At 67.2% G+C, this 15003-nt stretch carries 12 protein-coding genes; 11 read left to right on the top strand and 1 reads right to left on the bottom strand.

The window, feature by feature from the left end:
- Positions 1 to 125 precede the first annotated feature (125 nt).
- A complete protein-coding gene (locus AC1MGT_RS21975) occupies positions 126 to 914 on the top strand; it encodes an alpha/beta fold hydrolase (protein WP_499502100.1) in 789 nt (262 codons plus the stop codon).
- Here the strand turns inward: AC1MGT_RS21975 and AC1MGT_RS21970 are convergent.
- Positions 907 to 2313: a YihY family inner membrane protein gene (locus AC1MGT_RS21970; protein WP_499502099.1), complete on the bottom strand. Its 1407-nt coding sequence runs from the start codon at positions 2311 to 2313 to the stop codon at positions 907 to 909. The two genes, AC1MGT_RS21975 and AC1MGT_RS21970, sit on opposite strands and share 8 nt — an antisense overlap.
- A 78-nt stretch (positions 2314 to 2391) precedes the next feature.
- Here AC1MGT_RS21970 and wrbA point away from each other — a divergent pair, with 78 nt between their 5' ends.
- The 10 genes from wrbA to AC1MGT_RS21920 all read left to right on the top strand — a co-directional run bounded on the left by wrbA (position 2392) and on the right by AC1MGT_RS21920 (position 15000).
- Positions 2392 to 3003, top strand: coding sequence for an NAD(P)H:quinone oxidoreductase (gene wrbA, locus AC1MGT_RS21965; protein ID WP_499502098.1), 612 nt, complete (start codon positions 2392 to 2394; stop codon positions 3001 to 3003).
- Positions 3003 to 3401, top strand: a complete 399-nt coding sequence (locus tag AC1MGT_RS21960; protein ID WP_499502097.1) for a DUF2069 domain-containing protein — start codon at positions 3003 to 3005, stop codon at positions 3399 to 3401. Before wrbA ends, AC1MGT_RS21960 begins: the two co-directional genes overlap by 1 nt.
- Positions 3394 to 4815, top strand: coding sequence for an FAD-binding oxidoreductase (locus AC1MGT_RS21955; RefSeq protein ID WP_499502096.1), 1422 nt, complete (start codon positions 3394 to 3396; stop codon positions 4813 to 4815). The genes AC1MGT_RS21960 and AC1MGT_RS21955 overlap by 8 nt, the downstream gene beginning before the upstream one ends.
- Positions 4816 to 4921: 106 nt before the next feature.
- Positions 4922 to 5266, top strand: coding sequence for a DUF4124 domain-containing protein (locus AC1MGT_RS21950; protein WP_499502095.1), 345 nt, complete (start codon positions 4922 to 4924; stop codon positions 5264 to 5266).
- Entirely contained in the window at positions 5254 to 7803 is a 2550-nt protein-coding gene (locus AC1MGT_RS21945; protein ID WP_499502094.1) for an FtsX-like permease family protein, read from the top strand. The genes AC1MGT_RS21950 and AC1MGT_RS21945 overlap by 13 nt, the downstream gene beginning before the upstream one ends.
- Complete coding sequence (locus AC1MGT_RS21940; RefSeq protein ID WP_499502092.1) at positions 7803 to 8891, top strand: lipocalin-like domain-containing protein; 1089 nt, start codon at positions 7803 to 7805, stop codon at positions 8889 to 8891. The genes AC1MGT_RS21945 and AC1MGT_RS21940 overlap by 1 nt, the downstream gene beginning before the upstream one ends.
- Before the next feature lie 18 nt (positions 8892 to 8909).
- Positions 8910 to 10739, top strand: a complete 1830-nt coding sequence (locus AC1MGT_RS21935) for an ABC transporter transmembrane domain-containing protein (RefSeq protein WP_499502090.1) — start codon at positions 8910 to 8912, stop codon at positions 10737 to 10739.
- Positions 10740 to 10906: 167 nt separating this feature from the next.
- A complete protein-coding gene (locus AC1MGT_RS21930) occupies positions 10907 to 12943 on the top strand; it encodes a methyl-accepting chemotaxis protein (RefSeq protein WP_499502088.1) in 2037 nt (678 codons plus the stop codon).
- A gap of 102 nt (positions 12944 to 13045) precedes the next feature.
- The gene (locus AC1MGT_RS21925; protein ID WP_499502086.1) at positions 13046 to 14164 is read left to right on the top strand and encodes a threonine aldolase family protein; all 1119 of its coding nucleotides are present in this window, start codon (positions 13046 to 13048) and stop codon (positions 14162 to 14164) included.
- A 41-nt stretch (positions 14165 to 14205) separates the two neighbouring features.
- Positions 14206 to 15000, top strand: coding sequence for a thymidylate synthase (locus tag AC1MGT_RS21920; protein WP_499502084.1), 795 nt, complete (start codon positions 14206 to 14208; stop codon positions 14998 to 15000).
- Positions 15001 to 15003: the final 3 nt, after the last annotated feature.

The following is a 15003-nucleotide window of genomic DNA, read 5'->3' as shown; positions in this document are numbered from 1 at the left end:
CGGTAAAAAATCCAGCATTGCGCCACCTCACGGTGCGGACGCGGCGGGAGAATGGTGCAGTGCAGATTGCGCAAACGGCCATCGCTGCTAGGATGGCTGGCTTCCATCAAAACAGGTTATCTGACATGCAACTCACGATTGGCGACCATACCGCCTTCTGCCATACCGGCGACAGCGCGTTCGACCCCGCACTGCCCACGATCGTGCTGGTGCACGGCGCCCTGAATGATCACTCGGTGTGGACGCAGCAAAGCCGGACGCTGGCCGCACGCGGTTTCGCCGTGCTGGCGCCCGACCTGCCCGGCCATGGGCGCAGCAGCGGGCCGGCCCTGCGCTCGGTCGAGGCGCTGGCTGACTGGTTGCTGTCCTTACTGGACGCGGCGGGCGTGAAACGCGCCCTGCTTGCCGGCCACAGCATGGGGTCGCTGGTCGTACTGGAAGCGGCGTCCCGGTCGCCACAGCGCGCCGCCGGCCTGGCCTTGCTGGGCGCCACGTTCCCGATGAAGGTGGCCGACGCCCTGCTCGCCACTGCCCTCGAAGATCAGCAGGCGGCCATCGACATGGTCGTGACCTGGTCGCATGCGGCATGGAGCGACACGTCGATTGCCAACGCGGCGCGCGAACTGATGCGGCGGCTGGCCGCCGGTAGCGACGAACCGCTGCTGCATACCGATCTGGCCGCGTGCAATGCGTACACCAACGGCATGACGGCCGCCGCCACCATTACCTGTCCGGTCGTGTTCGTGCAGGGAACCCAGGACAAGATGACGCCGCCGCGCAAGGCTGGTTTGCTGACCGACGCGATTGCGCATGCAACCATCGTCACGGTCGATACGGGCCATGCGATGATGCAGGAAGCGCCCGAGGCGGTAGCAAGCGCGCTGCTGGCGCAGGCTGAACGACTGATCAGCTGACCGGCTCGGCAGCCGCGTCGGCGTCGGCGTCGGCGTCGGCGTCGCCGAAATGCTCGCGCAGGGTTTCGCCCAGCCCTGCCTCGACCGCCTCTTCGACCCGGCGCGCCAGCGCGCCGGTGTCGAGCGACAGGACGGTATCGGGGCTGGCCTCTTCTTCGCGCTGCACGGCCTCCTCCACCGCGAAGTCGAACACGAACAGGCGGTACACGTCGGCCAGACGCAGCGTGTCCGGGTCGGCCAGCAGCACCCAATGCTCCTGGCTGGCGCGCTTGGTGTGACGCCAGCTGATTTTTGCGGGCGCCTGGTCGTGCACGCGCCCGACCCAGCCTTCGGCCACCATGCGGTGCAGCAGGCGCGCCAGTTCGTTGTAACCGATGCGCGTGTGATGGCGGATGGTGCTGCCGGACACGAGCGCCGTGCCACTCAACTTTGCGCTGCCGTGCAGGACCTTCAGTACCGACATCGCGTCGACGAAGGCGCCGCCGGGTGCGGCCTGGTACCACCAGCGTTCGTATTTCACGACCGGCAGCGCCGCCGTCAGCAAGGCGCCGACCAGCGTGATCATCCAGGTCACATAGATCCAGACCAGGAACAGCGGCAGCGCGGCCAGTGCGCCGTAGATGATCGCGTAGGTCGGAAACTGGCGGATGAACAGGCCAAACACGCGCTTGGCGACTTCGAACGCGATGGCGGCGGCGAGCGCGCCCCAGAAGGCGTCGCGCCAGGCGACATGGCGGTTGGGCACCGCCACGTACAGCAGCGTGTAGCCGCCTGTCGTCGCGGCAATCGATGCCAGCGTGAAGGCCAGCGTGGCCAGCACGCTGGCATCGCGGTCCAGCCCGCCCGTGACGTCAACCAGCTGCGACGTGAAACTGAGCGAGGCGCCGAACAGGATCGGCCCCAGCGTGATCAGGGCCCAGTAGACCAGCAGGCGCTGGGTCCAGGGACGGGGCTGGCGCACGCCCCAGATCTGGTTGAAGACCCGCTCGATCAGGCTCATGGTCGCGGCCGTCGTAAACAGCAGCGCCACCGCGCCCAGCGCCGACAGGCCCTTGGCCTTGCTGGCGAACTGGGTCAGGTTGCCGCTGATCGTGCTGGCAATGGCCGGCGGCATCAGGTTCTGCACGAACCAGGCATCGACCATCGTGCGCACCTGGCCGAACGCCGGGAACATCGTGAAAATGGCCAGCACGATCGTGAGTAGCGGCACCAGCGCCAGCGTGGTCGTAAACGTCAGGCTGCCGGCAACCTGCGGCAAGCGCTCTTCACGCAGGCGGCGCAGCGCAAAGCGCACCAGATCTTTGGCCTCGGCGCGGGTCAGGCTACGTTCGAGGCTGCCGTCGGTGCTGTCATTGGCAGTGTGGGAAGGATGCTGCGGCGGTTGGTTCGGCATGGCCATGGAAATACCCGATTCAGGCCGCGAATTGGGCGTCAACCCGGGCATGTCACTTCAACAAAGCGCACTATAATACCAAGGATGAACACGATCCCTTTGAGCATCCTGGTTTTGTACTACTCCCGCCACGGCGCCACGCGCAAGCTGGCAGAGCTGATCGCCCAGGGCGTCGACAGCGTCCCCGGCGCCGAGGCGCGTCTGCGCACCGTGCCCGCCGTGTCATCGGTGGCGGAAGCCACTGCACCGTCGATTCCCGAGGATGGCGCGCCATATGTCGAGGCGGCCGACCTGGCCGAATGTGCGGGCCTCGCGCTGGGCTCGCCCACGCGCTTTGGCAATATGGCCTCGAGCATGAAGTATTTTCTCGACGGCACGGCCGCCGAATGGGTCAATGGCACGCTGTCGGGCAAGCCGGCCGTCGTGTTCACGTCCACCGGCAGCCTCCACGGCGGGCAGGAAGCAACGCTGCTGTCGATGATGATTCCCCTGCTGCACCACGGCATGCTCGTGATGGGCTTGCCATACACACATCCCGAACTGATGAACACCGCCAGCGGCGGCAGCCCGTATGGCGCCACCCACTGGGCCGGCGTCGATGGCAAGCGTGCCATCACCGAGGACGAGCGCGCCTTGTCGATCGCGCTCGGTCGCCGCCTGGCTATCGCGGCGCTCAAACTGCACGAAGGTCAATAATGGGCAAAGGCAGAGTCTTTCATATCGGCGCGGTACTCAGCCTCGTCTGGCTGATCGGCTGGCTGGTGGCGTGGGAAGCGTTCGTCGCACCGCTCCAGCCGGGCAGCTGGTTGCTGGCACTGAAAGCGCTGCCGTTGCTGCTGCCGCTGCGCGGCGTGATCAAGCGCGACCTGTACACGCTGCAATGGTCGTCGATGCTGATCCTGATTTACTTTGCCGAAGGCGCCGTGCGGGCCTGGGCCGATACCAGCCCGCTGTCGCGCCAGATGGCCATCGGTGAAGTCGTGCTGGTGGTCGTGTTCTATGTCTGCGCCCTGCTGTATCTGCGCCCGTTCAAGAAGGAAGCCCAGCGCATGGCCAAGGAATTGCTGGACAAGGTCAAAGTCCCGCATGGTTGACCACTCAGCGGCCGCCTTCCTGCAAGGGCTGCGCTCCATCGTGGGCGTCGACCACGTCATCACGATTGATGCCGACATGGCGGGCTACCTGGCCGACTGGCGCGGCCGCTACAGCGGCCGCGCGCGCGCCGTCGTGCTGCCGCTGGACACCGATCAGGTTGCCGCCGTCGTGCGCCTGTGCGCCAGCGCCGGTGTCCCTATCGTCCCGCAAGGCGGCCGCACGGGCCTGGTCATGGGCAGCGTGCCCGATACGTCGGGCGACGCCATCGTGCTGTCGCTGCGCCGCCTGAACCGTATCCGCGCGATCGACCCGGCCAACCGCACCATGACGGTCGAGGCCGGCTGCATCCTGGCCGATATCCAGGCCGCCGCCGCAGGGGCCGGCATGCTGTATCCACTGTCGCTGGCCGCCGAAGGGTCGTGCACGATTGGCGGTAACCTGTCGACCAATGCCGGCGGCACCGCCGTGCTGCGTTACGGGAATACGCGCGACCTGTGCCTGGGCCTGGAAGTCGTCAATGCCGAAGGCGCCGTCTGGGATGGTCTGCGCGGGCTGCGCAAGGACAACACGGGCTATGCGCTGCGCGACCTGTTCATTGGCGCCGAAGGCACGCTGGGCGTGATCACGGCGGCCGTGCTGAAACTGTTTCCGGCGCCGCGCGGCATGCTGACGGCCCTGGTGGCGCTGGACTCGCCGCGCCAGGCGCTGGCACTGCTGAACCTGCTGCAGGCGCGCTGCGGCGCGGCGCTGACGGGCTTCGAGCTGATGTCAGCCGTCTGTATGGATCTGGTTGCCCAACAGTTTCCCGCGCTGCCGCAGCCATTTGCCGCGCGCCACCCGCAGTATGCGCTCGTCGAATTGTCGAGCAATGAATCCGAGGCGCATGCGCAGGCGCTGCTCGAATCCGGCATCGGCGCTGCGCTGGAAGACGGTATCGCACGTGACGCCGTCGTGGCAACATCTAGCCAGCAAGCCCTGGGCCTGTGGCGCCTGCGTGAACACATCCCGCTGGCGCAGGCGGCGGCCGGCAAGAACATCAAGCACGACATCTCGTTGCCGGTTTCGACCATCCCGGATTTCATCGCGCACACCGACGCCGCGCTTGACCGCGCGTTCCCGGGCTGCGTACTGGTCACGTTCGGCCACCTGGGCGACGGCAACCTGCATTACAACGTCGCGCCGCCGCCGGGCGTTGCGCACGACACGTTTTTGCTGCAGCAGGATGCCGTGAACCGCATCGTGCACGACGCGGTGGTCGCGTTTGCCGGCTCGATCTCGGCCGAGCACGGCATCGGCGCGCTGAAACGCGACGAGCTGGCGCGCACCAAGTCGCCCGTCGAACTTGGCATGATGCGTGCCATCAAAACCGCGCTCGACCCGCTGGGCATCATGAATCCCGGGAAAATACTATGACCGGGAGCCTGCCATGCGTTGCCTGTGGTGTTTTGTATTGTGCGCGACGTGCTGCGCCGTGTGCCGGCTGGCCACGGCCGGCACGGTCTACAAATGTCATGAGGGAATGCACGTGAGTTACGCCGACCGCCCCTGCCCTGGCGCCGGTGCGCCGCTTGCGCTGCCGCCAGCCCCAGCGCCCGATCCGGTGCAGGCCGCGCGCCTTGCTGCCGCCCGCACCGCGCTGGCGGCCAGCGACGGGGCACGCGCCGCGCAGGCTGCGCGTGACGCCCATGAATTCGAGCGCGCCGGCCGCGCAGCGCTGGCCTTGCGCAAGCGCTGCGACAAGCTGCGTCTGCAGGCACGCTGGGCTGACGAAGACCTGGCTCGCAGCAGCGATGAGGCAAAAACCATCGCGCGCATCAAGGCGCGCCGCATGTCTGAAACACTGGCGGTCGAATGCCCGGGTTGAGCCGGCTCACGCGCTGGCTGCTGCTCGGCGAGTGGCGTGCGCACCCGGTCCGCGCGCTGGTGGCGATTGCGGCGATTGCCGTCGGCGTGTCGATGGGCTTTGCCATCCACCTGATCAACGCTGCAGCCTTCAATGAATTCTCGGCCGCCGTCAAGAGCCTGTCGGGCCAGGCGGATATCCAGGTCCAGGGGCGCGAACTGCTGTTCGACGAAGCGGTATACCCGCAGTTGGCCAGCCACCCGGACGTCGCGGTGGCCGCGCCGATTCTCGAGGTGCAGGCCGGCGTGCCGGGCCAGGACACGCCGCTGCGCATCATCGGCATCGATGCCTTTCGCGCGGGTTTCATCTCGCCCGACCTGACCGGCGTGCCGGGCAACGGCCGCATGCTGGACGTGCTGGCCGACGATGCGCTGTTCCTGTCGCCGGCCGCCGAAGCGTGGCTGGGCAAGCGGCGCGGCGACTCACTGAGTCTGCGCGCCGGCACCGGCGTCATCACGCTGCGCGTGGCCGGCCCCGTGCAGCGGGCGCGCAGCGGTCAGCGCCTGGCAGTCATGGACATTGGCGCCTTGCAATGGCGCCTGGAACGCGTGGGCAAGCTCTCGCGCGTGGACCTCAAGCTGCGCAGCGGCGTCGACCGCGCCGCGTTCCAGCGCGCTCTAGCAGCCGATCTCGAGCGCACCTGGCCGGGCCGCTTCACGGTCGGCCAGCCGAACGACGCCGACCAGGAAAGCCGCACCTCCAACATGAGCCGCGCCTACCGCGTCAATCTGACGGTGCTGGCGCTGGTCGCGCTGTTCACCGGCGCCTTCCTCGTGTTCTCGACCCAGGCGCTGTCGGTCATGCGCCGGCGCAGCCAGTTCGCGCTGCTGCGCGTGCTGGGGTTCGAACGGGGCCAGTTGCTGCGTCAGGTGCTGCTCGAAGGCGCGAGCCTGGGCGTGGCCGGCAGCTTGCTCGGCATCGGCGCCGGCTACGCGCTGGCCGCCACCGCGCTGCATTACTTTGGCGGCGACCTGGGCGCCGGTTATTTCCCCGGCATTCGCCCGCAGGTGGCATTCACGCCGGGCGCGGCCATTGTCTTCTTTGGCCTGGGCCTGGGCGTGGCCTTGCTCGGTTGCCTGGCACCAGCGTGGGAAGCAGCGCGCGCCCGGCCGGCCGTGGCGATCAAGTCCGGCGCCGACGAAGCGCCGCTGTCGCGCCTGGCGCGCGTCTGGCCATCGCTCGCGTGCCTGGCGATCGCCGCGCTGATCGCGTTCGCGCCGCCCGTGTTCGAGCTGCCGCTGTTTGGCTACCTGGCGATCGCGCTGCTGCTGATTGGCGGCATCGGCCTGATGCCCCGCTTTGCCGCCGTCACGTTCCGCGCGCTCGAAGGGTTGCTGTCCAAAAAACGGCATCCGATGCCCGTGCTGGCGCTGTCGCTCGGGCGCCTGGCCAATGCGCCGGGCCAGGCCTCGATTGCGCTGGGCGGCATCTTGGCCAGTTTCAGTTTGATGGTGGCCATGGGGATCATGGTCTCGAGCTTCCGGGTCTCGGTCGACGACTGGATGGGCCACATCCTGCCGGCCGACCTGTATGTGCGCACGCTGGATTCCGGCGGCACCGGTTACCTGAGTCCGGCGCAGCAGGCATCATTGGCCGCGCTGCCCGGCGTGCAGCAGATCCAGTTCCTGCGCACGCGGCGCGTGTCGCTGGCACCCGAGCGGCCGCCGGTCGTCGTCATCGCGCGCGACATCGACGTGCGCGATCCGGCGCGCCTGTTGTATCTGGTGGGCACCAGCGCGCCGATTCCTGCCGGCGCGCGGCCGGCCTGGGTGTCCGAGGCGCTGCTCGACCTGTATGGCGCGCGCGTCGGCCAGACGCTGCGCCTGCCGCTGGGCGGCGCCGAGACGCCGTTCTTTGTGGCCGGCGCCTGGCGCGATTACGCGAACCAGAGCGGCTCGGTCGTGATCCAGCTGGCCGACTATCGCAAGCTGACGGGCGAAGGCGCTGTCACCGACGCGGCGCTGTGGACCGCAGATGGGGTCGACGCGGCCGCGCTGGAAACCCGTTTGCGCGCGCTGCCATTTGGCGCGGCGCTCACCTTCATGCGCCCGGGCGACATCCGCGCCGCGAGTCTGAAGATTTTCGACCGCAGTTTCGCCGTCACGTACTTACTGGAGGCGATCGCAATCGCGATCGGCCTATCGGGCATCGCGGCCAGTTTTTCGGCCCAGACTTTGGCACGGGCGCGAGAATTCGGTATGCTGCGCCACGTCGGCGTCACGCGGCGCCAGGTCTTGCAGTTGCTCGCCTTTGAAGGCGGCCTGCTCACCGGCCTGGGCGTCGTGGCCGGTTTCGTGCTCGGGCTGACCATCAGCCTGATCCTGGTATTCGTGATCAACCCGCAGTCGTTCCACTGGACCATGGGCCTGCACCTGCCCTGGCCACTGCTGGGCAGCGTGGCAGCGGTGCTGGTGATCGCGTCCGTCGCCACCGCGCTCGTGTCAGGCCGCCAGGCCTTGTCGGGCGGTCCGGTGCGCGCTGTCAGAGAGGATTGGTAATGCGTTTCATCCTGGGTGTACTGTTGTCGCTGCTGTCGCTACTATCGTTGCTGGCGCTGCCAGCGCGCGCCGAACCGCCCGTATTTGCCCCCGTCACACCCGGTGCGGCGCTGACATTCCCGCGCGACTATGGCGCGCATCCCGAGTTTCGCACCGAATGGTGGTACGTCACGGGCTGGGTCGAAACGCCCGACAAGCGCCCGCTGGGTTTTCAGGTCACGTTCTTTCGCAGCCGCACGGGCGTCGACGGCGCCAATCCAAGCCACTTCACACCGCGCCAGCTGGTGATCGGCCACGCGGCGCTGTCTGACCCGGCGGTCGGGCGCCTGGTGCACGACCAGCGCAGCGCGCGCGAAGGCTTCGGGCTGGCGTGGGCCCGCCCCGGCAACACTGACCTGAAACTCGATGACTGGCGCATGGTGCGCGACCAGGACGGCACCTACCGCGTGACCATCCGCTCGAACCAGCTGACGCTGGAGCTGCGCCTGCGGCCCACGCAGCCGGTGCTGGCGCAGGGCCAGGGCGGCTATTCGCGCAAGGGCCCGAGCGCGCAGCATGCCAGCTACTATTACAGCGAACCGCAACTGGCCGTCACGGGCAGCGTGGGCCGCGCCGGCATGGCCGCCACGGCCGTCACCGGAAGCGCCTGGCTCGATCACGAGTGGTCGAGCGAAGCCCTGCAGCCCGACGCAGTGGGCTGGAACTGGGTCGGCGCCAACCTCGACGACGGCGGTGCGCTGATGGCTTTCCAGATCCGCGACAAGCAAGGTGGTAAACTGTGGGCGCACGCCACCCGGCGTGACAAGACGGGCAAGGTCACGCATTACGCGCCGGAGCAGATCACGTTCACGCCGCAAACGCTGTGGACGTCCCCGCGCACGCAGGCGACCTACCCGATCGCCACCACGATCACCACCGGCGACCAGGTCTGGCAGATCGTCCCGCTGCAGAACGACCAGGAACTCGATTCGCGCCGCTCGACGGGCGCCGTGTACTGGGAAGGCGCGGTCACGATCCAGCAGAACGGGCGCCGCGTCGGCCGCGGCTACCTCGAAATGACCGGCTATGTGCAGCCGATGAAATTATAAGAATCCCACGAAGACACGATGACGACGCGTACCACCAGCTCCACCGCCTCCCCCGACGCAGACATCCCGAGCAAGAGCAGCCTCTCGACCCTCAAGGGCTTGATCCCGTTCATGGCGCCCTACCGGCGCCAGTTCATCCTGGCCGGCATCGCGCTGCTGTTCGCGGCCGGCGCCACGCTGGCCATCCCGGCGGCGTTCAAGCAGATGATCGACCTGGGCTTCGGCGCCTCGGCCACAGCGCGCGGCATCGAGAACGTCAACGCGACCTTTCTGGCGCTGTTCGGCGTAGCCGCCGTGCTGGCGGTGGCCACGGCCGCGCGCTTCTACATGGTCTCGTGGCTCGGCGAGCGGGTAACGGCCGACATTCGCAGCGCCGTGTACCGGCACGTGGTGCGTCAGAGTCCCGAATTTTTTGAAACCACGCGCACCGGCGAAGTACTCTCGCGCCTGACCACCGACACGACGCTGATCCAGGCGATCGTCGGTACCAGCATCTCGCTCGCGCTGCGCAACACGCTGCTGTTCATCGGTGGCCTGGTCATGCTGTTCATCACCAGCCCGCGTCTGACGTCCATCATTCTTGGCCTGCTGGTGCTGGTCGTCCTGCCGATCGTGCTGTTCGGCCGCCGCGTGCGCAAGCTGTCGCGCGATTCGCAGGACCGCATTGCCGATGCATCGGCCGTCGCCGGTGAAATTCTCAATGCCATGCCGACCGTGCAGGCGTTCACGCGCGAAGGCTACGAGGCCGGGCGCTTTGTCGTCGAAGTCGAAAGCGCGTTCACCACCGCCATGCGCCGCATCCGTGCGCGCGCGACGCTCACGCTCCTGGCCATCGTGCTGATCTTCGGGGCGATCGTGTTTGTGCTGTGGCTGGGCGCGCATGCCGTGATTGCCGGGACCATGACCGGGGGCGAACTGGGACAGTTCATCCTGTACGCCGGCATCGTCGCCGGTTCGGTCGGCGCCCTGTCGGAAGTGATGGGCGACGCCCAGCGCGCCGCCGGCGCCACCGAACGCCTGCTCGAACTCCTGGGCGCGCGCTCGGACATCCAGGACCCGCCCCACCCGGCCACGCTGCCCGCGCGCACCGCCAACGGCGCGCGTGTCACGCTCGATGGGGTCACCTTCGCTTATCCATCGCGCCTGCAGGAAGCGGCGCTGTCGCACCTGGTGCTCGAGATCCAGCCCGGCGAGACGGTGGCTGTCGTCGGCCCCTCCGGCGCCGGCAAGACCACGCTGTTCCAGCTGCTGCTGCGCTTTTACGATCCGCAGTCGGGCAGCATTCGCCTGGACGGCGTCGACGTGCGCGACCTGACGCTGCAGACGCTTCGGGGTGCGGTCGGCATCGTGCCGCAGGATACGGTGGTGTTCTCGCTCGACGCAATGGAAAACATCCGCTACGGCCGCCCCGATGCCACCGACGAGGAAGTGATCGCGGCGGCGCGCATGGCAGCCGCCCACGAATTCATCGAGCGCCTGCCGGAAGGCTACCGCTCGTTCCTGGGCGAACGCGGTGTGCGTTTGTCGGGCGGCCAGCGCCAGCGCATTGCCATCGCGCGCGCACTGCTGAAAAACCCGCCGCTGCTGCTGCTCGACGAAGCCACCAGCGCGCTCGACGCCGAATCCGAACGCCTCGTGCAGCGGGCGCTCGAAGCGGCCATGATCGGGCGCACCACGATCATCATCGCCCACCGGCTGGCCACGGTGCAGCGCGCCGACCGCATCGTCGTGCTCGATGGCGGCAGGATCGTCGAGATGGGCACGCACCACGAACTGGTCGCCCTGCGCGGGGTGTACGCGAACCTCGCCGCGCTGCAGTTCCAGGCGCATGCACCCGTGGCAGCGTGACAGGATTGTCGGGAGTATTACCGGTGTCGGTGGCCCAACCGTGACTTCCCGTCACATTCCGTTGCATCCAGGCACCGTAAAGACTGCCGAAACTCACTAAATATTGCCATGAGAAAAGGTTGGGGCGTATGATCCGGGGTTATACCCTCCATCATCCCTCGACTTTCATGAGCAACCAAAAATATAGTTTAGCCAGCTGGAATGTCGGCACCCGCATCAGCGCCGTCACCTTCGCCCTGGCAGGGGTCATCATCGCCGTGCTGATCGGCACGATCACGCTGTCGACATCGAGCATGCTGGAACAGCGCGCCATGGAGAGCGTTTCCAGTGAACTCAAAGGCGTGGCCAACACGGTCGAACTGTTCAACAAGACCGTGTCGAGCCAGGCCGTCAGTTTCGGGCGCATCTTCAGTGCCGGTCTGCCGGGCGCCTTTGCGCTCGACGAAGCGGCCACCGTGGACATCGGCGGCCGCCAGGTGCCGACGCTGAGCCTCGATGGCAAGGCGCTGAACCTCGACTTCGCCGTCCCCGACAGCTTCACCGAGCGCACCGGCGCCAACGCCACGGTGTTCGCCGTCGCCGGCGACGACTTCGTGCGCGTGACCACGTCCGTCAAGAAGGAGAACGGCGAGCGCGCCGTCGGCACGGCCCTGGACAAGACCGCACCGGCCTACGCCGCGCTGCGCGCCGGCCGCACCTATGTCGGCCTGGCCACCCTGTTCGGCAAGCAGTTCATCACCCAGTACGAGCCGGTGCGGGACGCCGCCGGCAAGGTCGTCGGCGCACTCTACGTGGGCGTAAACATCAGCCAGGACATCGCCTTCCTCAAGGAGCGCATCAGTGCGATCAAGGTCGGCGACAGCGGCTACTTCTACGTGCTGTCGGCAGCGCCCGGCAAGACCTACGGCGACCTGCTCGTGCACCCGAAGAGTGAAGGCAAGAACATCCTCGACAGCAAGTCGGCCAACGGTCACGAGTTCGTCAAGGAGATGCTGGAGAAGAAGGAAGGCACTGTCCGCTACGACTGGCAGAACCCTGGTGAGACCGGCGCGCGCGAGAAATTTGCGGCGTACACGCACATGAAGGACTGGAACTGGGTCATCGCCGGCGGCACGTATATCGACGAGATCACCGCCGCCGCCACCCAGCTGCGTAACCGCTTCATCCTGTTCGGCATTGCCGCGCTGGCCGTACTGGCCACGCTGCTGTACCTGCTGGTGCGTGCCACGGTGACGCGCCCGCTGGCCGAAGTCGAAGAAGTGGCCCGCCGCATCGCCGGCGGCGACCTGACCGCCCGGATCGCGCCCCGCAACAATGACGAAATCGGTCGCCTGACCGTAGCGATCAACGACATCGGCGAGAGCCTGTCGGGCGTGGTCGGCAAGGTACGCGACGGCGCCGAGCACATTGCCGCCGCGTCGCAGCAAATTTCAACCGGCAACCTGGACCTGTGCAGCCGCACCGAAGAACAGGCCGCCAGCCTGGCCACCACCGCGTCGTCGATGGACGAGCTGACCACGACCGTGCGCCAGAACGCGGACAATGCGCGCCAGGCCAACGAATTCGCCCAGACTGCATCGAACGTGGCCCAGAAAGGCGGCGACACGGTGTCGCAAGTGGTCGCCCGCATGGATTCGATCACGGTCGCCTCGCGCAAGATTTCGGACATCACGAGCGTCATCGATGGCATCGCGTTCCAGACCAATATCCTGGCGCTCAATGCCGCCGTGGAAGCGGCGCGCGCCGGCGAGCAGGGTCGCGGTTTCGCGGTCGTGGCGTCCGAAGTGCGCAACCTGGCGCAGCGCTCGGCCGCTGCCGCCAAGGAAATCAAGGGCCTGATCGACGCATCCAACCATGAAGTGGGCGCCGGCAGCGCGCTGGTGGCGCAGGCCGGCACCACGATGCAGGAAGTGCTCACGAGCGTGCAGCGGGTTACCGCCATCATGGCCGAAATCAGCAACGCCAGCCAGGAACAGACCCAGGGCATCGAGGAAATCAACCGCGCCGTTGTCGAGATGGACACGACCACGCAGCAGAACGCGGCACTCGTCGAAGAAGCCAGCGCCGCGGCGCAGGCGATGCACGAGCAGGCCGACGCCCTCGCCCGTTCGGTGCGCAGCTTCCGCCTAGCTGAAGACGGCCCCAGCCTCGGCCACGATGCGCTTGCATCGACGCCACGCCGCGCGGCACTGACCCACGGCTGAAGTTCGGCCGATCAAGAGCCTCGCGCCCGGCCATCGTGCCGGGCGCTTCCTGAAGCATCCCCGCGCGGTGTAGAGTAGCGTTCCTGTCTTTCGGAGTGCACCTTGTCAACATCCGCCCTGCAGCGCCGCTGCCACACGATCTTCCCCGGCCATCGCCAGCGCCGTCCTGCGGAACATTTTGCAGCGATGGCGGCCTGGTGCGAGCAGCACGACATCGATCACGACGTGTATGGCAACGGCGACCTGATCCAGTCCTTTGAAGCCAAGGTCGCGGCCACGCTCGGCTTCGAGGCCGCCGTGTTCTGCGTCAGCGGCACGATGGCGCAGGTGACGGCGCTGCGCCTGGCCTGCCTTGAGCGCGCCAGCCGCATGGTGGCGCTGCACCCGACCTCGCACATCTTCGCCCACGAACGCGCCAACTACCAGTTGCTGGACCACTTCCAGGCACTGCCCGTGGGTGACCGGCACCGGCCATGGACGGCCAGCGATCTGCTGGACATGCCGGACCGCCTGGGCGCCGTGGGCCTGGAGATCCCCATGCGGGAAATCGGCGGCCAGCTCTCGCCCTGGGACGAACTCGAGGCGATCAAGCGCGGCTGCCGTGAGCGCGGCATCCACTTGCACATGGACGGCGCGCGCCTGTGGGAAGCAGCGGCCGGGTACGGGCGCAGCGCGGCGCAGATCGCAGCCGGCTTCGATTCGGTGTATGTGTCGCTGTACAAGGGACTGGGCGGCCTGGGTGGCGCGATGCTGGCCGGCAGCCGCGAGTTCGTGGCGCGCTGCGCCGAATGGTTCCGGCGCCAGGGTGGCAACGTGATCCATCGCTCACCGTACGTGGTGGCCGCCGCGATGGACTTCGACGCGCGCCTGGCGGCGATGCCCGACTATTTCAGGCGCACGCAGTTTCTGTATGCCGCGCTGCGGGCGCACCCGGCGATCCGCGTGAACCCGGCCGCGCCCCAGGCCAATATGCTGCACCTTCACCTGCCCGTATCCCGCGATCATGCGCTGGCAATCCGCGACGCGCTGGCCATTGAGGATGGTATCTGGATGTACAACCGCGCTGCCCATGGCGCGCTGCCCGATACCAGCGTCGTCGAAATCTACGTGGGTGACAACCTGCTGGCGATGGCCGACGACGCACTGCGCCTCGCGTTGCAGCGTTTTGCCGAGCGGCTGGCAGCGCCCGCCGTCGCAGGCGCCCCCATCTGCACCGGATGATAGAATGACGGGTTGTCAGTCCCTTCATTACACCATCCGCAATGCGCCAATATCTCGACTTCATGCGCCATGTCCAGCAGCATGGCGCCACCAAGACCGACCGCACCGGCACCGGCACCCGTTCCGTGTTCGGCTACCAGATGCGCTTCAATCTGCAGGAAGGCTTTCCGCTCCTGACGACCAAGAAAGTGCACCTGAAATCGATCATCCATGAACTGATCTGGTTCCTGCAGGGCTCGACCAATATCGCGTACCTGAAAGAAAACGGCGTGTCGATCTGGGACGAATGGGCCGACGCCGACGGTAATCTGGGGCCCGTGTACGGTTACCAGTGGCGCAACTGGCCAACGCCCACGGGCGAACACATCGACCAGATCGCGCAGGTGCTCGAGCAGATCCGCACCACGCCCGATTCGCGCCGCATGATCGTCTCGGCCTGGAACGTGGCCGACGTGCCGTCGATGAAGCTGCCGCCCTGCCACGCGCTGTTCCAGTTCTACGTGGCCGACGGCAAACTGTCGTGCCAGCTGTACCAGCGCAGCGCCGACATCTTCCTGGGCGTGCCATTCAATATCGCCTCGTATGCGATCCTGACCCACATGATGGCGCAGCAGGCGGGCCTGGAGGTGGGCGACTTCATCTGGACCGGGGGCGATTGCCACCTGTACGCCAACCACATGGAGCAGGTCGACCTGCAACTGTCGCGCGAAACGCGCGCGTTGCCGCAACTGGTCATCAAGCGCAAGCCCGCCTCACTGTTCGACTACCGCTTCGAGGATTTCGAGATTACGGGGTATGACCCGCATCCGGGGATCAAGGCGCCGGTGGCAGTCTGACGG

Source organism: Telluria sp. BA11, from assembly GCF_056680305.1.
The sequence above is the reverse complement of the archived record's forward strand: the minus strand, read 5'-3'. Positions and strand labels throughout refer to the sequence as shown.